The sequence below is a fragment of the Candidatus Accumulibacter similis genome (genome assembly GCA_013347225.1).
Taxonomy (GTDB): Bacteria; Pseudomonadota; Gammaproteobacteria; order Burkholderiales; family Rhodocyclaceae; genus Accumulibacter; species Accumulibacter similis.
The window spans coordinates 513,919-536,619 of the sequence record CP054595.1; the positions used below are offsets into that span (position 1 = coordinate 513,919).

18 protein-coding genes are annotated in these 22,701 nt (G+C 67.7%); 4 read left to right on the forward strand and 14 right to left on the reverse strand.

Annotation, left to right across the window (positions count from 1 at the left end):
- Positions 1-23: 23 nt before the first annotated feature.
- From HT579_02295 to HT579_02305, 3 genes are read right to left on the reverse strand one after another with little or no spacing between them, the layout of a single operon-like run.
- Positions 24-1,259, reverse strand: a complete 1,236-nt coding sequence (locus HT579_02295) for an amidohydrolase (protein ID QKS27886.1) — start codon at positions 1,257-1,259, stop codon at positions 24-26.
- 30 nt (positions 1,260-1,289) lie between these two features.
- Positions 1,290-1,745, reverse strand: a complete 456-nt coding sequence (locus HT579_02300) for a glycine zipper 2TM domain-containing protein (GenBank protein QKS27887.1) — start codon at positions 1,743-1,745, stop codon at positions 1,290-1,292.
- A 27-nt stretch (positions 1,746-1,772) separates the two neighbouring features.
- The gene (locus HT579_02305) at positions 1,773-2,741 is read right to left on the reverse strand and encodes an amino acid ABC transporter substrate-binding protein (GenBank protein QKS27888.1); all 969 of its coding nucleotides are present in this window, start codon (positions 2,739-2,741) and stop codon (positions 1,773-1,775) included.
- 353 nt (positions 2,742-3,094) lie between these two features.
- On the opposite strand from HT579_02305, the gene HT579_02310 reads away from it, so the two are divergent.
- Positions 3,095-3,502 carry a hypothetical protein gene (locus tag HT579_02310; GenBank protein QKS27889.1) on the forward strand — a complete coding sequence of 136 codons (408 nt, stop codon included), beginning with the start codon at positions 3,095-3,097 and terminating at the stop codon, positions 3,500-3,502.
- Between the two features lie 93 nt (positions 3,503-3,595).
- On the opposite strand, the gene HT579_02315 is transcribed toward HT579_02310, so the two are convergent.
- From HT579_02315 to HT579_02365, 11 genes are all read right to left on the reverse strand, one after another.
- The gene (locus tag HT579_02315) at positions 3,596-4,873 is read right to left on the reverse strand and encodes a phospholipase A (protein ID QKS27890.1); all 1,278 of its coding nucleotides are present in this window, start codon (positions 4,871-4,873) and stop codon (positions 3,596-3,598) included.
- Between the two features lie 87 nt (positions 4,874-4,960).
- A complete protein-coding gene (locus tag HT579_02320) occupies positions 4,961-6,403 on the reverse strand; it encodes an efflux transporter outer membrane subunit (GenBank protein ID QKS27891.1) in 1,443 nt (480 codons plus the stop codon).
- Positions 6,404-6,551: 148 nt separating this feature from the next.
- Positions 6,552-8,240: an NADH-quinone oxidoreductase subunit J gene (locus HT579_02325; protein ID QKS31449.1), complete on the reverse strand. Its 1,689-nt coding sequence runs from the start codon at positions 8,238-8,240 to the stop codon at positions 6,552-6,554.
- An 84-nt stretch (positions 8,241-8,324) separates the two neighbouring features.
- Positions 8,325-8,645: an NADH-quinone oxidoreductase subunit K gene (locus HT579_02330; protein ID QKS27892.1), complete on the reverse strand. Its 321-nt coding sequence runs from the start codon at positions 8,643-8,645 to the stop codon at positions 8,325-8,327.
- On the reverse strand, positions 8,642-9,607 hold the full coding sequence (locus HT579_02335) for a DUF4040 domain-containing protein (GenBank protein QKS27893.1): 966 nt from the start codon (positions 9,605-9,607) through the stop codon (positions 8,642-8,644). Before HT579_02335 ends, HT579_02330 begins: the two co-directional genes overlap by 4 nt.
- A gap of 51 nt (positions 9,608-9,658) precedes the next feature.
- Positions 9,659-9,952, reverse strand: a complete 294-nt coding sequence (locus HT579_02340; GenBank protein QKS27894.1) for a monovalent cation/H(+) antiporter subunit G — start codon at positions 9,950-9,952, stop codon at positions 9,659-9,661.
- Positions 9,949-10,245 carry a hypothetical protein gene (locus HT579_02345; protein QKS27895.1) on the reverse strand — a complete coding sequence of 99 codons (297 nt, stop codon included), beginning with the start codon at positions 10,243-10,245 and terminating at the stop codon, positions 9,949-9,951. The genes HT579_02340 and HT579_02345 overlap by 4 nt, the downstream gene beginning before the upstream one ends.
- Positions 10,238-10,744: a Na+/H+ antiporter subunit E gene (locus HT579_02350; protein QKS27896.1), complete on the reverse strand. Its 507-nt coding sequence runs from the start codon at positions 10,742-10,744 to the stop codon at positions 10,238-10,240. The genes HT579_02345 and HT579_02350 overlap by 8 nt, the downstream gene beginning before the upstream one ends.
- A 73-nt stretch (positions 10,745-10,817) precedes the next feature.
- On the reverse strand, positions 10,818-13,886 hold the full coding sequence (locus HT579_02355) for an efflux RND transporter permease subunit (GenBank protein ID QKS27897.1): 3,069 nt from the start codon (positions 13,884-13,886) through the stop codon (positions 10,818-10,820).
- Positions 13,883-14,977 (reverse strand): efflux RND transporter periplasmic adaptor subunit, encoded by a 1,095-nt coding sequence (locus HT579_02360; protein ID QKS31450.1) that lies wholly within the window; start codon positions 14,975-14,977, stop codon positions 13,883-13,885. The genes HT579_02355 and HT579_02360 overlap by 4 nt, the downstream gene beginning before the upstream one ends.
- Positions 14,978-15,065: 88 nt before the next feature.
- On the reverse strand, positions 15,066-16,460 hold the full coding sequence (locus HT579_02365; GenBank protein QKS27898.1) for a DUF2252 domain-containing protein: 1,395 nt from the start codon (positions 16,458-16,460) through the stop codon (positions 15,066-15,068).
- 506 nt (positions 16,461-16,966) lie between these two features.
- Here HT579_02365 and HT579_02370 point away from each other — a divergent pair.
- The 3 genes from HT579_02370 to HT579_02380 all read left to right on the forward strand — a co-directional run bounded on the left by HT579_02370 (position 16,967) and on the right by HT579_02380 (position 22,607).
- Positions 16,967-19,486, forward strand: coding sequence for a mechanosensitive ion channel (locus HT579_02370; protein ID QKS27899.1), 2,520 nt, complete (start codon positions 16,967-16,969; stop codon positions 19,484-19,486).
- A 257-nt stretch (positions 19,487-19,743) separates the two neighbouring features.
- Positions 19,744-21,195, forward strand: coding sequence for a GntP family permease (locus HT579_02375; GenBank protein ID QKS27900.1), 1,452 nt, complete (start codon positions 19,744-19,746; stop codon positions 21,193-21,195).
- Between the two features lie 152 nt (positions 21,196-21,347).
- Entirely contained in the window at positions 21,348-22,607 is a 1,260-nt protein-coding gene (locus HT579_02380) for a patatin-like phospholipase family protein (protein ID QKS27901.1), read from the forward strand.
- Positions 22,608-22,701 lie beyond the last annotated feature (94 nt).

A 22,701-nucleotide genomic window follows, 5' to 3' on the forward strand; every position in this document is an offset into this window, starting at 1 on the left:
GATCGGCTGGGAGGCTTCTCCACTCATGCCGAAGGGATGAAAAACGGCGCCGTCTCGAACACCGGCTTCGCAAAGCCCTGGCCGTCCTTCTGCAGGCTGCGCTTCAGAACGAAATCGTAGAGCAGGACATTGATGTCGCGCAGCCGACGCAGAACATCGACGGCGCCTGCATCCAGCAACTGCCAATCGACCAGCGCCTGCAGGGAGATCAGGGGCACGACACCGGGCAGGGGATAGTCCGATCCGTTCAGCAGACGCTCGTGCCAATCGCGACGCTCGAGCAACGACGCGACCACGCTCATCCGGTTGCCCTGCGTGATTGCCGAGATATCGCCGAACAGGTTGGCGCGGTAGTCCGTATCGTCCATCAGTTTCGCGAACAGGTCGAAGTTGCTGAGTTTCGTCGAGCGCAGGTCGTCGATGTGTCCGCTGCCGAGCGACGCACAGTGCGCGACCACCACCCGCACGCCCGCGTCGAGCGGTCGCCGCAGGCGCAGCGGATTGCCCAGGTGTTCGCCGAAGCCATGCACCGCGCGCTCGTCGCCGGCATGCGTGATGAGCGGCATGCGCAAGGCGGCGAGCCGGGCGTAGAAGCGGTCGCAGCGTGCGTCTGCGGGGTCGATGTTCTGTGCCGAAGGGAGCCACTTGATGGCCCGCGCGCCAAGCGCCGCCGCCGTGTCGAGGCGGTCGAGCGCGCGCGGATCGTACGGATGAATCGATGCCGCCCAAAGGAAATGCTCGGGATGGCTGAAGGCAAGACCGGCGACGAAGTCGTCCGGGACATGAAAGGTCGAGCGATCCGCCATCGGCGCGCCTGCCTCGTTGCGCGCCCAGTCGAAAGCGAAGAGCAGCGCACGAAAACCGGGCGCCATGTTCCGGCATTGTGCCAGCAGACGCTCGACGAAACTCGTGTCGACCTTGCCCGGCCGCTCGTCGACGCAAGAGGCATTGAGATAGAACTCGCGCTGCACGTAGCCGCGTACATTCCAGATCCGCTCCATGCGCGGGTCGAACCAGAGCCCGCTGCCGGAGTCGCCGTTGCCGAACACATGGCAATGGGTGTCCCAGACCTTGGCGGCGTCGAGCCCGTTCCATGCGGCAATGACGAGCGGATGTCCGCGCAGTTCGGCCGGCAGTTCGGCAAGGCAGGCATTGAACACTCCGTCGCGCAGGGAAAGATCACAGCCCGCGAGCAGCCCGCAGGCGGCGGCGCCCGCGCCGAGCAGAAGGCGCCGGCGCTCGGCCCGGAATGGGCTCATGTCGGTCCCGTCGCAGCGGGAAGGAAATCCTTAGTTGGGACCCTGTCTGAGCAACTCGATGCCGTTCGCCGTGACGCGAACACGGTCGCCGATGCGCAGGGCTGGCGCCGTCGTCTGCTGGATCGTGGCCAGAGAGCCGTCGTCGTAGCGCACACCGATGCGCCAGACGAGCGTCTGGCGCTGCGCGGCCTGGTTGCCGATGAAGGCGCCACCACCCGCACCGATGATGGTCGCCGCGGTCCGACCGCTGCCACCGCCGACCTGATTGCCGAGAAGGCCGCCAATCAGCGCACCGCCGAGGGTACCGGCGGTGGTGTTGCCGCTCTGCACCGTGTCCTGAACGATCGATTCGACCGTACCGTCACGCCACGCGGGCCCGGAAACCTGGAACGCCGGCGTGGTTTCGCAGCCGGTCAGCAGCAGCGCGAAGGCGGTACTCATTACGGCGGCAAAACGCTGCCATGGCGAAAGCTGGGTCATTTTCATTCTCTCCCGTGCGGATGGATGGACTCTTCAGTTGGGAATCGAACTCAGCAGGAACATCGCCGACAGCAAGCCGGTCGGCCGCCCCAGCTTGCCCAACCACCGGGCAAAGATCTGTTCGATGTCGCCGCCCATGTAGACCTGCGTCAGCGCCTTGTTGACCTCGAGACGGAAAGCCGAGTCATTGCGTGGCAGGGCCATCGCGTAGGGTTCGATCGACAGGTCTTCCGCCAGCAACGCCAGCTTGGCGGGTTCCTTTGCCTGCACCGCCAGGCCGACGAGCTTGATCTTGTCGCCGGCGTAGGTCTCGACGTCGCCCGCCTCAAGCATCGCCAGGCCGCTCGTCGCATCCGCAACGGTCACCACAGTGGCGCTGATCTGCAACAGGCGCAGCATGTCGTTGAGTCGGCTCTCGGTGGTCGTTCCCTTGAGCACCGCGATCCGTTTCCCCGCCAGATCGGTGAACTGATTGATCGGCGATCCGTCCTTGACGAGAAACCCGCCGCCATCGATGAAGATGAGATTGGAGAAGTCGACCTTTGCCAAGCGCGACTGCGTCTGCGTCGTGTTGGCGCACTCCAGATCTGCGCGCCCGCTGGCGACCATCTGCAGGCGTTCGCTGACGGAACCGGCAATCCAGTTCACCTTCAGGTTCGCGTCGCCGACCGCACGCGCAATCTGCGCAATGACGCGTCTGCACAGGTCGATCGAATACCCGGCCGGCTCCTTGTTGTCGCCCACGAACGAGAACGGCAGCGAATCGGGGGAATAGGCGACGTTGATGAGCTTGGCGGACTTGATCCTGGCCAGCGTTGCGGAGCCGGCCTGCGCCTGGGCGGTGCCGCCGATCAGTGCAGTGGTGACGACGAGTGCCGCGAGAAGAAGAGTCTTGATCATCGAGTCCTCGATTTCATGTCGGAGTGAGAGGAGGAAGCGGCATCGTCCGTTCCCTATGGTTGGATCATCCGCAGCACAGTGTACTACAGCCCTTCGCCCCATCACATGCTCCGGTCTCGGCACTCGCCGCGACGAACGACCTGGGCAGCCGCTGTTCGAACACCGGGGCGGTGGCCGTTCACACCGACCATGCCCTTCTCACGACCGGCGCAAACGGAACAGACTGGCCTGCGTGGTGTGTGCCCTGGCACGGTTCACTCGCCCCCCGCGACGTCGTTGCCATCCTGCGGATCCTTTGCGCCTGTGCGGGGGCTCCGCCGGTCTGGCTCGTGTTTGACCAGAGAAGGTTGTCACCATTACACTGCCTTCGCGACCGTCTTGTGGCGAGCTCAGCGGCTGCTGGCGCGGTCGGTCTTCCCCGTCCCGCTACCCTTACAATCGTTGAAGGAACTGCCATGAAGAATCTGATCGTCGCCTCCGCCTTGTCGCTTGCCCTGATGGGTGGGCCTGTGCATGCCCAGACGTCAGCGCCTGCCCCAGCCGCAGCCGGAGCCAAGGCCAGTAGCGACCCGATCGTGGTGATGCGCAACGAGCAGCGTGCTGCACGGAATGCGTTCAATGAAGCCGCCAGGCCCATCCGTGCGGAACGTGCTGCTACCGTTCAGGCTGCTGTAGACAAGGCCGTGGCCGAAGCCAAGGCGAGCGGCAAGGATCCGGTGGTCGCCGGGCGCGTTGCCAGGAGGCAGGCCACGGAGGCCACCAAGCCCGACTTCGACGCCAAGATGAAGCCGATCATCGAAGCCCGGAATGAAGCCATGGCCGCCGCCAAGGCCAGGCGCGATGCGGCCATGGCCCAACGCTGATCCGAGTGCTTCTTCGGGTGTGCTGCTGATTGACGAAAACCGCCGCCATGCCCTCATTGCGGCGGTCTGGCCTTGCCCGAGCGGCTTTCCCCGTCAGCGAGATATGGCGTAGCCGACACGCACGCTCCACGGCTCGCGCTGGTTGTAGTCAAGCAGGGTTTCGCCGTAGCCGGTGAAATACTGTGCCATCAGGTAGCCGGACAGGCCGGCTGACAGCCTGTTGAGCGGGTAGGTGAATTGCAGGTCGGAGCTGAACGCACTGGACTTGGTTCCCTTGCGCAGGATCCACGCCGCTTGCCAGTCGTCGTTCTTGCCGTAGGTAAAGCGGAAGTCGCCGTAGCCACGGTACTTCTGGATATCGGGGTTCTCGCTCTTTTCGATATAGACGTAGAGCTTGGGCGAGAAGGTCCAGTGGAAATCGCCGGTGTCGCCGAAGCTGAAGTACGGTCGCACGAACAGAGTGTCGATGCTGCGTGAATCGTCACCGTCCTTGCCGTTGGATTCGTGCTCGTAACCGGCCGCGATGCCCACAGCATTGCCGCCGACGCGCCAGTCGGTATTGGGGACGTAGTAGAAGAAGCTGGGTATGTAGTTGGTGTCGAGGAAGGGCTTTGAATCCGCAGTGAGATCCCAGAACGCCGCCTGCGTATAGGCGAAGTACAGGTTGTCGAGGAAGCGGCGCGAGTTCTTGTCGGCCGGTTCGTAGAGGCGCAGCTTGAAGCTCAACTGCGCCTGCGCGTTGGCATCGCTGCCGGCACCGGCAACGAAGAACATGGGTTCGTGAAAGCTCAGGCGGCCTTCATCCTGCCGGTTTGGGTCGTTGTCGGAGCGCACGCTCAGCATCGTCACTGGCGCGCGGTCGGGTGTCGCTGCCGCGTCGGCCTGTGCCAGGCGTTCGCCGCCGCCGCTTGGCGGCAGCGTGGCTTCTGCCGCTGCTGCCTGCATCGGCGTGGAGAGCTGCACCAGCATCGCCGGAGCATCCATGTCGATGGCGTCGACGCGAATCCGGCCGCGCAGGTTCGCCGGCACCTCGCCGACATAATCGATGCGCCGGAATTCTCCCCGGCGCAGATTGATCTGGTCGGGCACCGGCGTCTCACGGCGCAATTCCACACGCGCCACGGCGCCCAGGTCAGGCGTCAGGTTGACGCGAAGTACCTCGGGCAGGGCATACGAACGCGATTCGGCCTCACCGGTCACCATCAGCGAGAGCCTGAACGGTGCGGCAGGATCGATGGTGCGGCCCGGAGCAATGAGGTTGATTTCGGCCCGAGCGATCGTCGGCGCGAGAGCCGGGGCCAGGCTGAACATCGCGGCAAGCGCCGCGACGGGGAGAGCGCGTCTCGGTGCGCTGCGAAGATGGTGGCTCAAGGTCATTCCTTCGAATAGGTGTCGGTTTGCGGTTTGTCTCGACTTCTGCGCTGGCGGTGGGACAGTCAGGTAGACGGCGGACGGCCGCTACTGCGTTTGCGCGGTCGTCAGGCTTTGCGCCGTCGGCGCCATCGCGGCTGCAAGGTCCACCCAGCCGCCGCCCATCGCCTGGTACACATTGACCAGTTGCGCATACCGATCGGCCAGCAAGCGCACCCCTGCCAGCTCGGCTGCGAACAACTCGTTCTCGGCGACGAGGACATCGAGATAAGCCGCCACGCCCTTGTCGAAGCGCAGCCTCGAAAGGCGGGCGAACTCGCGCAAGGCGTCCACCCGCTTGCTCTGCATCGCGACTTCCTCGATCTTCTTCTGCGACCCGGTCAGCGCATCGTTGGTCTCGCGAAACGCTCCGAGGACGGTCTGTTGATAGGCCAGCAGCGCCTGCTGGTACTGTGCCTCGGCCGAACCGACCTGGCCGGCGATCCCGCCGGCGGTGAAAATCGGCCCGCTGACGCCGGCAGCGACCAGGCCGGCGCTTGCCGGGCCCGTAAAGACACTGCTGAAGGCCGTGCTGACGCTGCCGAGCAGCCCGGTGATCGAGACGCTCGGGTAGTACAGTGCGCGTGTGGCGCCAACGTTGGCATTCGCCGCCACCAGGTTCTGCTCCGCCTGCAGGATATCGGGCCGGCGTTGCAGCAGTGTCGAGGGAAGGTCGGCCGGGATCAGGGGGGCGACGAGCTGGTCGATGGCCTTGCCCCGTACAATGGGCCCCGGGTTGCGGCCGAGCAGGATCGAAATGAGGTTCTCCTGCGCCGCGATCGCCTGCTCGAACGCCGGAATCGCGGCCAGCGCCTGCTGGTACTGCGAATCGATCTGCATCACCTCCGTCCTGGCGACGATGCCGGCCTTGAAGCGCAGGTGGAACAGCCTGGCGGTGGCGCCGAAGTTCCTGGCGGTTGCCTGTGCTATTTCCAACTGGCGGTCGAGTGCGCGCAGCGAAATGTAGCTGGTCGCGACGCTCGTCACCAGCGACAGCACGACGCCACGTTGCGCCTGTTCGCTGGCATAGACCTGCGCCTGCGCGGCCTCGCTGAGGCGGCGCACGCGACCGAACAGGTCGAGTTGCCAGGACGCGCCGAGCGATGCCTCGTAGAGCGAAAAATACGGGTCGGCGCCGGGCGGCAGCGGCGGTTGGCCGACACGACTGGCCCGCGTCCGGCTGGCTTCGGCACCATAGCCGACCTGCGGGTACAACTGCGAGCGGGTGGCGGTCAGCGCGCCGATGAACTGATCCACTCGCGCCGCTGCGATGCGCACGTCGAGGTTCTCACGCAGCGCGCCGTCGACCAGATCGTTCAGCACCGGGTCGCCGAACTGCTCCCACCATCTGGTGTTGGCCACGTCGGCCGCCATCGGATAATCGATGCGCCATGCGGTGGGCGATTCCACCGTCGGGCGCACGTAGTCGGGCCCGACCATGCAGCCGGCAAGGCCGCTGGCCAGCAGTGCCACGAATACGTTGATCCTCATGTCGCTTACTCTCCTGTGATGCGGAGCAGCGGTCGGCGGCGACCGCTGGTCGAACGCCGTGCACGGCGAGATGCCCCGGCCCGCATTGTAGCAATACTCATCCGCGCCAACCTGCGCTCGGGGTTCCCTGAGGGGGGCCGCGCGGCACTCATGTCGCTGGCCCGACGAGCAGCAGGGCGCCGAACAGCGCCGCCAGCGTGAGCAGGCCGATGCTGGCGAACGACCAGCGCCGAACGAGCCGGTCGCCCTGCTCGAAGGCCATCCCCACCGCCAGCGCCGCCTGGCGCAGCCGGCCGGCAGGAGCGCCCGCAGCAGGCCCCGGCGCAGCGAGCAACGGCGCGCGCGACAGTCCCAGCGCCAGCAGCGCGCCGCCCAACAGCACCAGCAGCGTCGTCGCCAGTTCCTTCGGTGCCAGCGGGCTCGACACGGGATGGCCGGGAAGCGGCCCGAGTGCGGCGAGGGCCAGCGCCAGCGAGCCGACGGCGAGCAGCAGGGCCGCGAACTCGGCAAGGCGCGAAACGCGCTTGACGGGGATCAGTGCAGCGGAGCGACGGCGCAGGACATTGACCAGCACCAGCACCACGTAGCCGGCGGTGAATGCGGCGCCGCCTTGCAGCACGATCGTCCACCACCACTGCCGCGAGCCATCGGCGGCGTCGAGCAGGAGCTTCTTCGCCAGATAGGCGCCGCTCGGGACGACTCCCATCAGCGCAATGCCGGCGAGCACGAACGCCAGCACGGTGACCGGCAGCATACGGGCGACGCCGGCCAGGTCGGCGATGCGGTCGTGACCGAGCGCCGCATAGACGAGGCCGGCGGCCATGAACATGGCGGCCTTGGCAGTGGCATGCGACACCGCCTGCAGCAGTCCGCCGGTCGATGCCGCGCCGTGTACCAGCGCGTTGCCGGTGGCGTCGAAGGCGAGCGGGAACATCAGGAACAGGTAGCCGATCTGCGCCACCGTCGAATAGGCGACCAGCAATTTCAGCCGCTCCTGCCGCAGCGCGACGATGCTGCCGGCGACGATGGCCATCGCGCCGAGTCCCGCCAGCAGTTGCGCCGAGGCCCAGGTCACCACTCCCGGCATCACGTCGAACCAGAGTCGCAGGACGAGGAACCACGAGCCCTTGATCACCAGCGCCGAGAGCACCGCGCTGGCTGCCGCCGGGGCGCCGCCATGCGCCGGCGGCAGCCAGATGTGCAGCGGGAAGAGCGCCGTCTTCGCCAGCAGGCCGGCGGTCATCAACGCCAGAGCCGTGCGGGCGATCGCTCCGGGCTGCACCGCGGCGGCCAGCAGCGGGATGTCCAGCGTGCCGTAGCCGCCGTACAGCAGGACCGCGCCGAGCAGGTACAGCACCGAGCCGCAGAGCGCGAACAGTATGTAGCGCAACGCGGCGCGCAGGGTCTCGCCGCTGCCGGCCAGGCACACCAGCGGCACGCCGGCGAAGGTCAGGAGCTCCAGCGCGACATAGAGCGTGAACAGGTCGCCGCTGACGAACACCAGGTTGAGCGCGCCCCACACCGCCATCAGCAGCAGCCAGTAGCTGAACGCGGCGCGCGATTCCCTGGCGTCCGGCGGCGTGGCGAAGTCGGCGCGCGCGTACAGGCCGATGCCGCAGACCACCGCGGCCACCGCCAGCAGCATGGCCACCGCCAGCCCGTCGGCGCGCAGCGCGATGCCCAGCGGCGGCGCCCATCCGCCGAGCAGGTAGACCAGCGTCTGGCCTTCGCGCAGCCAGGCGACCGTGATGCCGAGCGCCAGAGCCAGACCCAAGGGCATGGAGGCGAAGGCCACGCACTGCACCTGGCGCCCGCCCAGCAGCAAACCGAGCAGCATGCCGACGAAGGGCAACAGCACTGCCGCCGCCAGCAGCGCGCCTGCTTGGGTGCCCGTCGAGAGTGCCACCGCCGGTGCGTCCGTTCACTCGCCGGACGGTGGCTCGTTGGCCAGCGACGCGGTGGCGGTGGATTCGATCAGCCGCAGCAGCACGGCAACGGTCACTGCGGTGGCGGCGAAGGCGACGACGATGGCGGTGATCAGCAGCGCCTGCGGCACCGGGTCGGCGGCCATGCCGGCCGCGGCGCCGCGCCTGGCCAGCGCGCCGAAGAGGACGAAGACGCCCGAACCCATGATGTTGAAGGCCACCAGCTTGCGCAGTGGGTGTGGCTGCACGATCAGGCCGTACAGGCCGATGCCCACCAGCGCGCAGGCGCACAGCGCGAACAGCGTCTCGACGTTCATCGCCCGCCATCCCGGGCTGGCAGGTTGCCGCTGTTGCGCGCCGGCGCGCCGTTCAACAGCAAGGCCAGCACCAGCACCAGGGTCGGCAGCAGTGCCAGCTCGATGACCACGATCAGCGGCTTGGCCCAGCCGTCCGCATGGCCCAGGAAGGCGCCCGCCTGCCAGGCACCGAGCAGGCCGACGGCGACGAACGCCAGGGGTCCGATGACGATGCCGGCGCGCAGCCAGCGGCCGTCGCTGCGCGGCGCATCGCCCAGGCCGGCCATCTGCACCAGCAGCCACATCGCCGCCAGGATGGTGGCGCCCTGGAACTTGCCACCCGGGTGATCGGCACCGGCCCAGAACAGGTAGAGGCCGACGACGATGCCGATCGGCGGCAGCACGCGCGCCAGGTAGGTGAGGACGCCGTCGGGGTCGGCGGCGTAGCGCGGTCCGGGGCGACCGCCCCAGAAGCGGTCCGGCGCCAGCGACCAGACGGCGAGCAGGGCGATGACCAGCACGATCGCCTCGAGCAGCGTGTCCAGCGCACGGAAGGCGAGCAGCACGCCGGTGATCGGGTTGCCGACGCCGGTGGCCGGCAGGTTGTCGGCCGCCAGCGGCGCCAGGGTCGGCGCGGGCTCGGGCAAGACCAGCACGCACAGCGCCAGCACCATGGTGACGCCAAGCGACAGCAACGCCGCGTATGCGCGCGTACCGGCGCCGCTGCGCTCGGTCGCGGCCGCCGCCTCGGTGCTGCGCAGGCGCCCCACCGCGCCGAGCAGCAGCGCACCGGTCAGGCCGCCGCCGATGGCCGCCTCGGTCAGCGCGACGTCGATGCCGGCGAGGCGCACCCAGACCAGTGACAGCAGCAAGCCATAGACGACGAAACCGGCCACTGCCACGAAGGCATCGCGTGCGACCACGGTCCACAGCGCCAGCCAGAGCAGCAGCAAGGCAACGACCAGGCTGAGCAGCGGCGTCATGCGATTACCCCGCGCGTTGCGCGATGAGCGCCCGGCAACGGTCCGGCGCGCTCATTCGCTGCAGTCCCGGCGCCTTGCCGAGTGCGCGATTAGCTGCGATACCGCCGCGCTCGACAGCATCAGCAGCAGCCACACGAGCAGCAGCTTCAGCGCCGCGAGCAAACCATCCATCTGCGGCAGCAGACCGGTGACCACCAGCGCGACGCCGAGGTTGTCGGCCTTGGTCAGCGCATGCAGCCGCGTGTAGGCGTCGGGAAAGCGCAACAGGCCGACCGTACCGGCGAGAAAGAACACCAGGCCGGCGACGATGGCGACGATGCTGAAGGCATCGAGCACGACGCTCACCGGTTACCCTCGGTGGCGTCGTCGTCGGCGACCTTCTCGTCCTGGCGCAGCGCGAACTTGACGAAGGCGATCGACGCGAAGGCCGCGAGCAGCGCCAGCGTCAGCGCCACATCGAACATCGCCCTCTCGCCGGAGGCCGCGCCGAAGAGCAGCAGCGCGCCGATGGCGCCGCTGCCCAACAACTGCGCAGCCATCATGCGCTCGGCGCGGCCTGGTCCGCGCGCCACGCGCACCAGGCCGCCGGCGACCATGAGCACGACGAAGGCCGCCGCCGAGAGCAGAAAATCAGCCATCCCGCAGCTCCGGTTGCAGCGCCCGGGCGTAGGCACGCTCCTCGGCGGCCAGTTGCTCGACCACCGCTTGCCCCGTGTCGAGGCAATGGAACTCGATCATGTCCGCCTTGCCGCCGCTCGCCACCGTGCCCGGCATCAGGCTGGCGATCAGCTCGAAGGCGCTGCGCCCCGCGCCGCGTGGCAGCCCGACGGGATAGTCGACGAAACCCGGCTGCAGGCGCGGCTGCGCTGCGAAGGCGCGGCGCGCGACATCGGCGCCGGCGAGCAGTGACTGCCACAGGAAGCGCGGCAGCAACAGCAGCAGTTGGCCGAGGCGGACGCGGTCGTCGGCCGGCGGCAGGAGCCTGGCGCTGGCCCAGGTGGCGGCAGCGCTGGCCAGCAGGCCGAACAGCAGGTTCGCCGGCCTGGCGCTCTGGTCGACGACCATCCACAGCGCAAAGTACAACAGCGCACGCACCGCCAGGGCACGGGTCGGGTTGCCGGCGGGCGCGGCGCTCATCGCACGCCCCTCGCTGCCACGTCCGCCGGGATCCCCTCAGCAACGGCCGGGCTGGCCGCCGCCGGCGACGACCTCATGAGGACTGCTCCACGGCCTCGGCCGTCGGCGTCGTCTCGTTGCCGAACACGGTCATGTACAGCGTCGGCAGCACGACCAGCGTCAGCACCGTCGCCACCAGCAGGCCGCCCATGATGGCAAAGGCCATCGGGCCCCAGAACACGGTGGGCGCGATCGGCAGCAGGCCGAGTACGGTAGACATCGCGGCCAGCATCATCGGCCGGAAGCGATTCGTGGCGCAACTCAGCACCGCATCGCGCACGCCGCGGCCGGCGGCGCGCTCCTCTTCGATGCTGACGATCAGGATCACCGCGTTCTTGGCGATCATGCCGATCAGCGCCAGAATGCCGAGAATCGCGACGAAGCCCAGCGGCCGGTTGAACACCAGCAGCGATGTCACCACGCCGATCAGCCCCAGCGGCATGATCGCCACCACCATCGCCAGGCGGCGGAAGCTGACCAGCATGACCATCATCGCCAGCAGCATCAGGACGATCATCAGCGGCACCACGGCGAACACCGAGGCCTGCGAGACCTGGCTCTCCTCGAACAGGCCGCCGGTCTCGACCTTGTAGGGCTTGGGCAGCCCGGCGTTGAACTCGGCGATCTTTGGCGCCAGAGCCTCCACCACGCTGTCGGGCAGAACGCCACGGATGACGTCGGCGCGCACCGTCAGCGTCGGCACGCGGTTGCGGCGCCACACCAGCGGGAACTCCTGCTCCTCGACGAAGGTCGCGAATTGCTGCAGCGGAACCATGCGCCCGCTCGGCGTGGGCACCTGCAGCGACGCCAGCGTCTCGAAAGAGGCGCGCTCGCCGTCGCTGGCGCGAACCACGGTGTTGACCAGATAGATGTCATCGCGCACCTGCGTCACCGGCGTGCCGGAGATGGCAGCGTTGAGCACGCCGGCGATCGCCGCCGAACTGACGCCGAGTTGCCGCGCCTGGTCCTGGTTGATCTTGACGCGCAGCTGGCGCGCCGGCTCCATCCAGTCGAAGTGCACGTGCCGCGCGCGCGTGTCGCTGCCGACCACGTTGGCCAGCTCCATCGCCAGGCGCCGCACCTCGTCCTTGTCCGGGCCGGAGACGCGGTACTGCAGCGGCCAGCCGACCGGCGGCCCCAGCTCCAGCGGCGAGACCCGCGCGACAACGTCGGGGAACTGCTCGGCCAGCATCTTCTCCAGCTTGTCGTGCAGCCGCTCGCGCGCCTCGAGGTTCTTGGCCACGACGACGAACTGGCCGAAGAAGGGGTTGGCCAGCTGCACGTCCAGCGTCAGGATGAAGCGGATCGCGCCGCGGCCGACGTAGCTGCTGAAGTGATCGACGTCAGGGTCGATCCTCAGGAATTCTTCCAGCCGCTTGACATCCTGTTCCGTTGCGAAGATCGATGCGTTCTGGCGCAGCGTCAGATTGACCGTCAGCTCGGGGCGATCGCTGGACGGGAAGAACTGCCTTGACACCTGGCTCGACAGGACCACCGCGGCAACGAACGCGGCGAGCGTGACGCCGATGGTCAGCCACTTCATGCGGATCGCGCCCTGCACGAAGCCGCTGTAGATCTGCAGCAGCTTGCCCGGCTTGGGCTCGGTCTCCTGCTTCTGCGGCGGTTTCAACAGCGCCTTGCCGATCAGCGGCGCGAAGATCACCGCCACCAGCCAGCTGACGAGAAGCGAGATGGCCACCACCGAGAAGATCGAGAACGTGTACTCGCCGGCCGAGCTCCTGGCGAAGCCGATCGGCACGAAGCTGGCGATGGTGACCAGCGTGCCGATCAGCATCGGCGCGGCCAGAGTGCGGTAGGCGAAGGTCGCGGCGTGGTCCGGGCTGTCGCCGGCACCCAGCCGGCGCAGCATCGCGTCCACCGTGGTCATCGCATCGTCGACCAGCATCCCGAGCGCGATGATCAGGGCGCCCAGCGAGATGCGATGCAGGTCGATGTGCGCCACGTCCATGACCGCGAACACGATCGCCATCGTCAGCGGAATGGCCAGCGCCACCACCGTGCCCGGGCGCACTCCCAGGCTGACGAAGCTGCACGCCAGGATGATGACGATCGCCTGCCACAGCGAGGTCATGAAGTCGCTGATCGCGTGGTCGACGGTGACCGCCTGGTCGGCGACCAGCGTCGTCTCGATGCCGACCGGCAGGTTGGCGACGATCTCGGCAATCACCTTGCGCAGGTTGTCGCCGAGGGCGAGGATGTCGCCGGCATCGCGCATGGCGATCGCCAGGCCGATGGCCGGCTTGCCGTTGACGCGGAACATCGGCTGCGGCGGATCGGTGAAGCCGCGGCGCACCTTGGCAATGTCGCCGAGGCGGAAGATGCGCTCGCCGGCGACGATGTTCACCGCCTCGATGTCGCGCTCGTTGTCGAAGGCACCGGTCACGCGCAGGAATACCCGCTCCTGCTCGCCCTGCATCGTGCCGGCCGGACGCACCAGGTTCTGCGCCTGCAGCGTGGCGATGATCTGGTTCAGGTTCAGGCGCAGGCCGGCAAGCCGCTCCGTGGAGAACTCGATGTAGATCTGCTCGTCCTGCGCGCCGAGCACCTCGATCTTCGACACGTCGGGCACCTGCAGCAGCCGCGAGCGCGCTTCCTCGACATGGTCGCGCAGTTCGCGGAAGCTGAAGCCGTCGGCGGTGAACGCGTAGATGATGCCGAAGGTGTCGCCGAAGTCGTCGTTGAGGAACGGCCCGAGTACCCCCTGCGGCAGCGTGTGGCGCATGTCGCCGATGTTCTTGCGCACCTGGTACCAGATATCGGGCACCTTGGCCGGCGGTGTCGACGTCTTCAGGTCGACGAAGATCGTCGTCTGCCCGGCGACGGTGTAGCTGCGGAGGCGGTCGAGGTAGTCGGTCTCCTGCAGCGTGCGCTCGAGCCGCTCGGTCACCTGCTTCATGGTCTCTTCCGCGGTGGCGCCGGGCCAGGCGGCAGCGACGACCATGGTGCGCACGGTGAAGGCCGGGTCCTCGCCGCGTCCCAGCTTGAAGAAGGACATGACGCCGGCCACCACGGCCAGGATCATCAGGAAGACGACCAGCGAGCGCTTCTTCAGCGCCCATTCCGACAGGTTCGGTCCGATCACGAGCGGGCCTCCGGCAGGCGCACCTTCTGGCCGGGACGCAGGGCCTGCGCGCCGGCCGTGACGACGACGTCGCCGGGGTTCAGCCCCTTGGTCACCTGCACGGCCTTGGCGTTGGTGGCGCCCAGTTCGACGCTGCGCAGCGCGACGGCGCTCGAAGCCGGGTCGACCACCCAGACCGCGGTCTGGCCGTCGGCGCGCACCAGCGCCGAAGCCGGCACCTCGATGGCCAGCGCCTCGGGCAGTTGCATCTTGCCGGTAACGGTGCTGCCCAGGCGCATGGCCGCAGGCGGGTCGATCAGGCGTACGCGCACGGCGAAGGTGCCGGTCACCGGATCCGCGCGCGGCGCGACTTCCCGTACCCGGCCGGCAGCCGTCACCCGCGGGTCATCGGCCAGCGCCACGGTGATCTCCGGATTCTTCGGCGCGATGTCCTTGATCCGGCCCGGCACGTCGAACACGGCGTCGCGCGCACCCTCGCGCGCCACCTGCACGATCATCCGTCCGGCCGAAACGACTTCGCCGGGTTCCGGCCCGCGCGCCGTCACGACGCCAGCCACGTTGGCCATCAGGCGCGTGTAACTCAAGCGGTTTTCCGCCAGGCTGACCTGTGACTGGACCGCCTCGACCTGCGACTCGGTGGTCTTCAGCACGGCCACGGCCTGGTCGAACGAGGCGCGCGAGACGGCGTCCTCGGCGACCAGCTCGCGCATGCGCGCATGATTGCTGCGCGCCTCGACCAACTGCGCCCTTGCTGCCGCCAGCTGCGCACGTGCCGCCTGCAGGCTGCTTTCCTCGTTCTGCGGATCGAGTCGCGCGATCAGTTGCCCGGGCTTGACGCTGTCGCCGATGTCAACCGTCCGCTCGACCAGTCGGCCGTCGATGCGGAAGGACTCGTTGATCTCGGTCTGCGCCTGCACGACGCCGGTCAGCGAGACCATCCCATTCGCGGCACGGCTCTCGATGGTGATTGCACGCACCGGGCGGATCTCCGGCGCCGACGCTTCGTCGGCGCGCTGACAGGCCGCCAGCAGCGTCAACGCGGCGAGCGTCAGCAGGGCGTTGGTTCCGGACAGGAAGGCGGTTCGCTGGATGGCGAAGTTTACGGACACGGAGCGGCTCCTTGTCAAAGTCCTGCTGGCTTGGCGGACAAGCCCGAGACAGGCGATTGCAGATTTGGTCCTACCAACCGGGCGCGCTCGCGACCGTACCCGCGGCGATGGCACGCTCGAGTTGCGCGTGGTCGCGCTCGTTCTGGTCGGCGTAAAGGCGGGCGAAGTCGCGAAGGGCGGTAGCGAACTGCGAGCCCTTGCCGAGGTACGCGCTGATCGCCACGGCGTCGCCCGAGCGGGCGTGGGCGCGCGCCAGCGTCTCACCGCAGGCGGCAGCGAACTCGACCAGGCAGGGGGCGAGCAGTTTGATATCGAGGATGATCTTCATGTCACGGAACTGCCGCACATAGTAGTCCCTGCCCCGGAACGAGCCCCAGCCGACGAAGATGCCGGTCGCCGTTTGCAGCGCCCGCTTGCCGGAGATCACCCGGGCCCCATGATTGTCGTGCTGGCTGCGGCCGAGGCAGGACTCATATGCCGACGGACCGGCCTGCTTGATCTGCAGGAACAGCGGGTCGCTGCCGCTGCGGCCCTCGAGGAGGACCAGATAGACGCGCATGCCGACGCTGCCCACCCCCACGACTTGGCGAACCACGTCAACCGGCGTGAAGCGGTCGAAGAGGAAGCGCCGATCCTCCCTCAAGGTCATCCGGTAGCCAGCGAGGAACTGGTCGGTCAGCGCGTCCTGCTCTTCGTCGTCGATGGCAAAGCGGAATGGTGGGTCCTCGTCGATCCGTGGCCGGCCATCGACCATCGAGGTGAGCTTGGCGAACGCGCCAAGGTGAGTGCGGCTCCTCGACTCCTTCTCGATGTGCACCGCGATCAGTTCGCGGTCGGCCGGTGTGAAGTAGCTGATCAGGCTGTCGACGTGCGTGCCGTCGTACCAGAGGCTGAGCTCGCTCATCCTGGCGCAGCGGGCCATGCGGTCCCGGTACGCCTCCACTGCCGTGATCACCGCCTCATCCGCCGTCGCCGCCTTGAGACCGTCCTCCCGGGCCGCCACCACCAGGCTGGCGGCGAGTCGCTGCACATCCCACTCGAAAGGCCCGGGCAGCGTCTCGTCAAAGTCGCGAAGGTCGAACATGAGGTTCCGCTCGGGCGTCGCCCAGAGGCCAAAGTTGAGCACGTGGGCGTCGCCGCAGAGCTGCACGAGCAGCCCGCTGTGGGGCCGGGACGCGAGATCGGCGGCCATCACCGCTGCTGCTCCACGGTAGTAGTTCCACGGCGAGGCGACCATGCGACCGTGTCGGACGGGGAGCAACCCGGGATCCCGGATCGCGTTCTGGGCAACGATCGTTTCGAGGGCGTCATGCCCGCGCGAGGTCTCGTCCCAACGCGCAAGCGCGCCTCGCGGAGCCCGCTTGCGCGCCAGCTTGCCAGTCGCCTTTCGCTCCTCGACGGTCTCCCGCAGGTCGTGCACCGGCGTCGTTGTCGGCGAAGTCGTGCTGGGGTCGGTCTCCGTCATCAAGGCACTCCTCGAAGCGCCTCTGGCGTGCAGCCAGAAGGGTTGCAATGAACAGGGTAGGTCCGTGGCCAGGCTGGCCAGCGGGAGATGGGATATCCAGCACGCTTGATCTTTCAAGCCCGGCAGAGGATGCATCCCGGGCAGCGACTTGTCAACCGACAAGGGGACCGCGAAGCGGTGACTCCAGCCGGCGCGGCGATCCTCGCCACGGCGCGAACCCACTGGCAGCGGGTGTGCGTCCCGGGTTCCCTGGCCGGGTTCTGGATCGCCCGTGGTTGGGGCAGCTTTGCCCAGCAGGCCGACGGCAGGCGCGCGTCCGTTCGCCCCTGATTGCTTTCGTTGCCGCAGGAATGCGACACTCCGCGACGGAGAATCGGCTGCAGCGCCCCGATGTGGAACGCCGATGCACCAGAAGCGACAAAGCCTCGCCCCGATCGGTCGCCGGCATCTGGTTGCAGAACCGCGGGCGTTGCCCACCAACCTGACGATCAGGGACCACGAGACTCATGCGATGTCCATTCCTTCTGTTCGCGCGCAGCCACCGGTCGACTGGCGGCCGCCGGACGTTTGGCCAGTCGACGAGCCATGCCTGGCTTGCCGTCGGCACGTTGCTGCTGTGGCTCTCGCTGGTGGCGATACCCGCTCGGGGGCAGGCGGTCACCGCTGGCGCCGACAGCCATCCGCCGGTCGATGTCACACCACAGGCACTGGCCATCAGGCCCGCCGACATACCGGCCCGCGCCGACGCCGACGAACAGGACATCCAGGCCATCGTGCACCGCGCCCGGGTGCCGGATGCCGCCCGGCGCTACGAAGAGGCTTTGGCGCGTCATTCCGCGGCCGTCCGGCAACTCGAGGAGCGGTCCGGCAAGCGAGACTTGGCCGCGCTGTCGGTGCGCCGGCTTGAGAGCCTGCAGCGCCATTGGCTGCTGTACGAGAGATCCGTCGCGCAGACGCGTGCCGAACTGGCGCGCACGATCAACGCCCGGTCCGAGGACGTGTCCGAACTGGCGAACAGACGGCTGGTCTGGCAAGCCACCGACCAAACCGCAGGGCTCGCGCCCGCGCTGCGTGAACGCGTTGAGGAGATGATCGCCCGGATCGACGACGCGGAAGAACTCCTCTCGGTGCCACTTGCCGGATTGCTCGCTCTCGGACGATCCGGTGGCGCGCTGGCAACCCAGATCCAACAGGGAGTCGCCTCGCTTGCGGGAATGGTCGAAGAGCAGGATCGGCGGCTGATGAGCATGGACACGCCACCGCTGTGGCTGGCGTTGCGCAACGCCGAAGCACGCGAGCCGCTGACAGCCGGAGTGACCCGGAGCCTCGACATCGAGCGTGCGTTCGCCAGCAGTTACGACGCCGCCAACGTTCGCTGGCTGCCGGCCTTCGCGGCCGGCGCCCTGCTGCTCCTGCCGGCGATGGTCTGGCTGCGGTATCGCGCCCGCTCGCTGGTGGCCAGCGGGCAAGCCACCGAGCCGTCCATGCGCGCTCTCTCGCGGCCCTGGGCGGCATGGTTGTTGCTCGTCCTGATCGGCGCCGTCGTCTATGACATCCAGGGGCCGATCTTCCGCCAGCAGGCGATGATGCTGCTTGCCTGGATTCCGGTGCTGGCGCTTGTCCAGCGCCGCGTGCTCGCGAGCGTCGGTCCCTGGGCTTATTCCAGCGCGGTGTTCTATTTTCTCAACACCATGGCCTCGATGCTGCTCGGGGATCAGTTGCTTTACCGTAGCGTCCTCCTCGCCCTGAACCTGCTGATGTTGCTGACATTGTCCGGGCGCATGCTGCGCGCGCGGCGCCGCGATGCCGACGAGGCCGGTCCAATGCCCGTCTGGGCGCTGACTTTCCTTGGCTGGGTGGCCTGCGTCGTCCTGCTCGCGTCGGCGGGTTCCAACGTCCTCGGCAACATCTCACTGGCGACGATGCTCACCGGTGCGCTGCTCGACAGCAGTTATGCCGCGCTGGCCCTGTACGCCGGCAGTACGGTAGTGGTGGCCTTGCTTCAGGTACTGGTTCCCCGCTCGGCGCTGGCGCGTTTCGCCGGGCGCCATTCCGGCTCGCTGATCCCGCTGGCGGCCCGCCTCGGTCGCACACTGATGGTGCTGGCCTGGCTGGTCTACGCGCTGCAGTCGTTCCGCGTCTATCGCCCGCTGTCCACCGCGCTGGTGACAGTGCTCACACATGAATTCCAGCTCGGCCTGTTGTCGATCAGCCTGGGCAGCCTCGGAGCATTTTCGCTGGCGATCTGGGCCGCCTTCTGGCTCGCCAAAACGATCCGTCTGGTGCTCTACGAAGACCTTCTGCCAGCGCTGGCCTTGCCGCGCGGGGTGGATGACAGCATCTCGACGCTGACCTACTACGGCATCCTGTTCATCGGTCTTCTGCTGGCGCTGGCCATGGCCGGCTTCCAGGTGGGGCAACTCGCTCTCGTCTTCGGTGCGCTCGGCGTCGGTATCGGTTTCGGCCTGCAGGACGTGGTGAAGAACTTCGTCGCCGGGCTGATCCTGATGTTCGAGCGACCGATCCGGGTGGGTGACCTGGTGGATGTGGCCGGGATGAGCGGCAAGGTCCGCGACATCGGCATGCGTGCCACGACCATCACCACCTTCGACGGTGCCGAGGTGGTGGTGCCGAACGGCATGCTGCTGGCCGACAAGCTGGTGAACTGGACGCTCAGCGGCAGCAGCCGGCGCATTCACGTCGCCGTCAGCACGGGCTACAGCGTGCGCCCCGGACAGACCATCGAACTGCTGGTGAGCATCGCGCGTGCGGTCGAAGGCATCGCCGCTTCGCCGGCCCCGATCGCCGTCCTGACCGGCTTGACCCCGGGGGCGCTGGAGTTCAGCGTGCGGGCGTGGACCAACCCGGGTTCCGACTGGGTGGCGGTGCACAGCACACTGTCCGTGGCGATTCGCGACGGCCTGGCGGAGGCTGGCGTCGAGGTGCCGTTGCCGCAACGCGAACTGCACCTGCGGCGCGCGTCCGGAGCACTCGTACCGCCGCCGGCTGCCGATCGGCAGCGGTAGCAGACGGCAGATGTCCGGCTCGACGGTGATTGCCGGCATCGACCCTGATCCTCGGGGCCACCGCCTGCCCCGCAGCGTGGCGGCGGAACGACCGGAACGACACGGGCGATGGACGATCGCCTCGTACTTGCCATAGAATGACGCCTCGTGGCGTGAAGAAGCGAGCCGTCCGGCGGGCTGGTCGGGCGACGCGCAAGCTGAAGGCGGCGGCAAACACCGGATGCTCGACCTCACCCTCTGCTGAAGACACTCTGATCATGGGTCTGCTTGGCATCCTGCTCGGCCTCGGACTGCTCGTCTGGCTGGCTTTTCGCGGCTGGAGCGTGCTCGGGCTGGCTCCCGTCGCGGCGCTGATCGCGGCAGCTTTTGCGGGCGATCCCCTGCTCGCCAACTGGACCCAGACCTTCATGGGTTCGGCCGCGGGATTCATCGCGCAGTTCTTTCCGCTGTTCCTGCTCGGTGCATTGTTCGGCAAGCTGATGGACGACAGCGGATCGGTCACCGCCATCGCGCATTTCATGACCGAGCGACTCGGACCAAACCGTGCCATCCTGGCCGTCGTGCTGGCCGGCGCATTGGTGACCTATGGCGGTGTCAGCGTGTTCGTCGCGATGTTCGTCCTCGCCCCGATGGGCCAGGCGCTGTTCCGCGCCGCCGACGTTCCGAACCGGTTGCTCCCAGCGGCGGTGATGCTGGGCACCGCGACCTTCACGATGTCGGCCCTCCCGGGCACGCCGGCGATCCAGAATGCGATCCCGATGCCGTTCTTCGGCACCACGCCGTTCGCGGCGCCCGGCTTGGGCTTCATGGCCGCCGGCATCATGCTGGCCTTTGGCCTCTGGTGGCTGACGCGCGCCGAATCTGCCGCGCGCAGCGGCGGCGAAGGTTTTGCCGCCGCCATCGGTTCGGCCTCCCGGGCAGCGCACGACCCGGTGGTGCGCGAGCGCGCCACGGCGTCGCACGAATTCGATCCGGCAGAGGTCGAGCACGGCACGCGCAGTCCGCAACTGCCGGGATTCGGCGTCGCCCTGTTGCCGCTCATCGTCGTCATCGCGGTCAACCTGGCGATGTCGCTGCTGGTGCTGCCGCGCCTCGACACGAGCTACCTGGCGGAGCTGCGCTGGGGCGAAACCTCGCTGGCGAGCGTCGGCGGCGTCTGGTCGGTGATCGTCGCGCTGGCTTTGGCGATCGTCGTGCTGTACCTGCTCAACCGGGGCCGTCTGCTGGCGCTGCGCGACACGGTAGACGCGGGCCTCAATGCGTCGGCGCTGCCCGTGCTGAGTGTTGCCAGTCTGGTGGGCTTTGGTGCGGTCGTCGCGTCACTGCCCGCCTTCGCGGCTGTGCGCGACTGGGTACTGGGCATCGAAGGTGGTCCGCTGGTTGGCCTGGCGCTCGCCACCAATGTGCTCTCGGCACTTACCGGTTCGGCCTCGGGCGGTCTGACCATTGCCCTTGGCGCACTCGGAGAAACCTATATGCAGCTCGCCGCCGAGCATGGCATCGACCCGGCACTGATGCACCGCGTGGCGGTGATCGGTGCGGCGACGCTCGACAGCCTGCCGCACAACGGCGCCGTCGTGACCTTGCTCGCCGTCTGCGGCGCAACGCACCGGAAAAGCTACCTCGACATCGTCATGGTCGCGATTGTCGGCGCCTTGCTGGCGCTCGCTGCCGTCATTGCCGTGGGCTCGACAGTCGGTTCGTTCTAGCCGTGAGGGTCTTGACTCCTGCACTGGCTCGGCCGGCGAAGGTGTCGCTCGCGCGCCGGGCAGCGACCCTGAGGGCCCCCGGCAGCGGACGCGGTTAACCGGGAGGACGCCGTGGCGTCGTCCATTTTCTTGATCAACGTGAAAGACCTGACATGAGCACGAAGAAAATCGCCATCGCCTGTCAAGGCGGTGGTACGCACGCAGCATTCACCTGGGGCGTTCTCACGCAGATCCTGGAAACCAAGAAGGCGTGGGATGCCGAGGCGGGAGATGAAGGCAAGTTCGACATCATCTCGATCAGCGGCACCTCTGCCGGAGCGCTTTGCGCCTTGGCCACCTGGTACGGACTGGTCCCGAACGCTTCGGACGCCGACTGCGGCACGCTCGACAAGGCGATCGAGCGGCTGAATTTCCTCTGGAACAACTTCGCTGCAACGACGCCGGCGGAAATCGCCCACAACCAGATGGTCGGCACGCTGCTGCAGTGGAAGGCGCAGGGGATGCCGTTCCCGGGATCGAATCCCTACTCGGGGCACGGCGATATCGGTCTATCGGCGCTGGCGATGATGGGTGCGCGCAGCGACTACCTGGGTTTCCCGGAGCTGCTCGCCGCGCTCTGTCCGGATTTCGCGACGATCGACTGGGCGGCGGTGGCGAAGGCCGAGCGGCGCGTCCTGGTCGGCGCGATCGAGGTGCTTAGCGGCAACTTCGAGATCTTCGATTCCAACAAGACGCTCGAGGAACTCGGTCTGCTCGCCCACCCACCGAAGTTCGATCAATACGACATCACGCGCTGGCGCATGCGGCGGGCTTTCTCGCTCGAAGGTGTGGCAGCGTCGGGGACGCTGCCCGAGATCCTGCCGGCGCAAGTCATCGGCAACACGATGTTCCCCACCTGCGAAGCGAACAAGGTCGTGACGCGAAACGCATACTACTGGGACGGCCTGTATTCGCAGAACCCTCCCGTTCGCGACCTCCTGGACGCCGCGACAAAGGCAGCAAAGCCTGACGAAATCTGGGTCGTGCGCATCAACCCTCAGGAGATCTCGCCGCAATCGCAGAAGGTCAGCCTCGAGGACATCAAGGATCGGGAGAACGACCTCGCCGGCAATCTCTCGCTCAACCAGGAGCTCGACCACATCCTGACGATCAATCGCTGGATCGCGCAACACGGCGATCGCCATCCGCCGCTGCAGGGCCGGAAGATCGTCGAGGTGCGGACCATCAAGATGAGGCGCGAAACCGCCTGGGGTCTCCGGCACACGTCGAAATTCGACCGCAGCGCTGGCCATTTCGCCAAACTTCGCGAGGAAGGGCAGACGGTTGCCGAACAGTGGCTGGCGGATTGGCGCGCACGCGGCAAGGATTTTGCCTCGTATCCGAACGATGCCCGCTACCCGGAGTCGGCCTGACTCTGCCCGCTGAAGGCTGGCGCGCCTTTGTTGCCGGAGTTGGCTAGCGCGGCTCGCCGTCGCGGGCGCGGCGAACGGGACTGGCCTGGCCGCG

Bases quoted from the DNA above. Each gene is read 5' to 3' on its own strand.
- HT579_02320 (QKS27891.1), bottom strand. From the start codon at position 6,403: ATGAGGATCAACGTATTCGTGGCACTGCTGGCCAGCGGCCTTGCCGGC.
- HT579_02305 (QKS27888.1), bottom strand. From the start codon at position 2,741: ATGGGGCGAAGGGCTGTAGTACACTGTGCTGCGGATGATCCAACCATA.
- HT579_02335 (QKS27893.1), bottom strand. From the start codon at position 9,607: ATGACGCCGCTGCTCAGCCTGGTCGTTGCCTTGCTGCTGCTCTGGCTG.
- HT579_02325 (QKS31449.1), bottom strand. From the start codon at position 8,240: ATGCTGCTCGGTTTGCTGCTGGGCGGGCGCCAGGTGCAGTGCGTGGCC.
- HT579_02310 (QKS27889.1), top strand. From the start codon at position 3,095: ATGAAGAATCTGATCGTCGCCTCCGCCTTGTCGCTTGCCCTGATGGGT.
- HT579_02300 (QKS27887.1), bottom strand. From the start codon at position 1,745: ATGAAAATGACCCAGCTTTCGCCATGGCAGCGTTTTGCCGCCGTAATG.
- HT579_02350 (QKS27896.1), bottom strand. From the start codon at position 10,744: ATGAGCGCCGCGCCCGCCGGCAACCCGACCCGTGCCCTGGCGGTGCGT.
- HT579_02330 (QKS27892.1), bottom strand. From the start codon at position 8,645: ATGAACGTCGAGACGCTGTTCGCGCTGTGCGCCTGCGCGCTGGTGGGC.
- HT579_02375 (QKS27900.1), top strand. From the start codon at position 19,744: ATGGGTCTGCTTGGCATCCTGCTCGGCCTCGGACTGCTCGTCTGGCTG.
- HT579_02295 (QKS27886.1), bottom strand. From the start codon at position 1,259: ATGAGCCCATTCCGGGCCGAGCGCCGGCGCCTTCTGCTCGGCGCGGGC.
- HT579_02345 (QKS27895.1), bottom strand. From the start codon at position 10,245: ATGGCTGATTTTCTGCTCTCGGCGGCGGCCTTCGTCGTGCTCATGGTC.
- HT579_02365 (QKS27898.1), bottom strand. From the start codon at position 16,460: ATGACGGAGACCGACCCCAGCACGACTTCGCCGACAACGACGCCGGTG.
- HT579_02380 (QKS27901.1), top strand. From the start codon at position 21,348: ATGAGCACGAAGAAAATCGCCATCGCCTGTCAAGGCGGTGGTACGCAC.
- HT579_02370 (QKS27899.1), top strand. From the start codon at position 16,967: ATGCGATGTCCATTCCTTCTGTTCGCGCGCAGCCACCGGTCGACTGGC.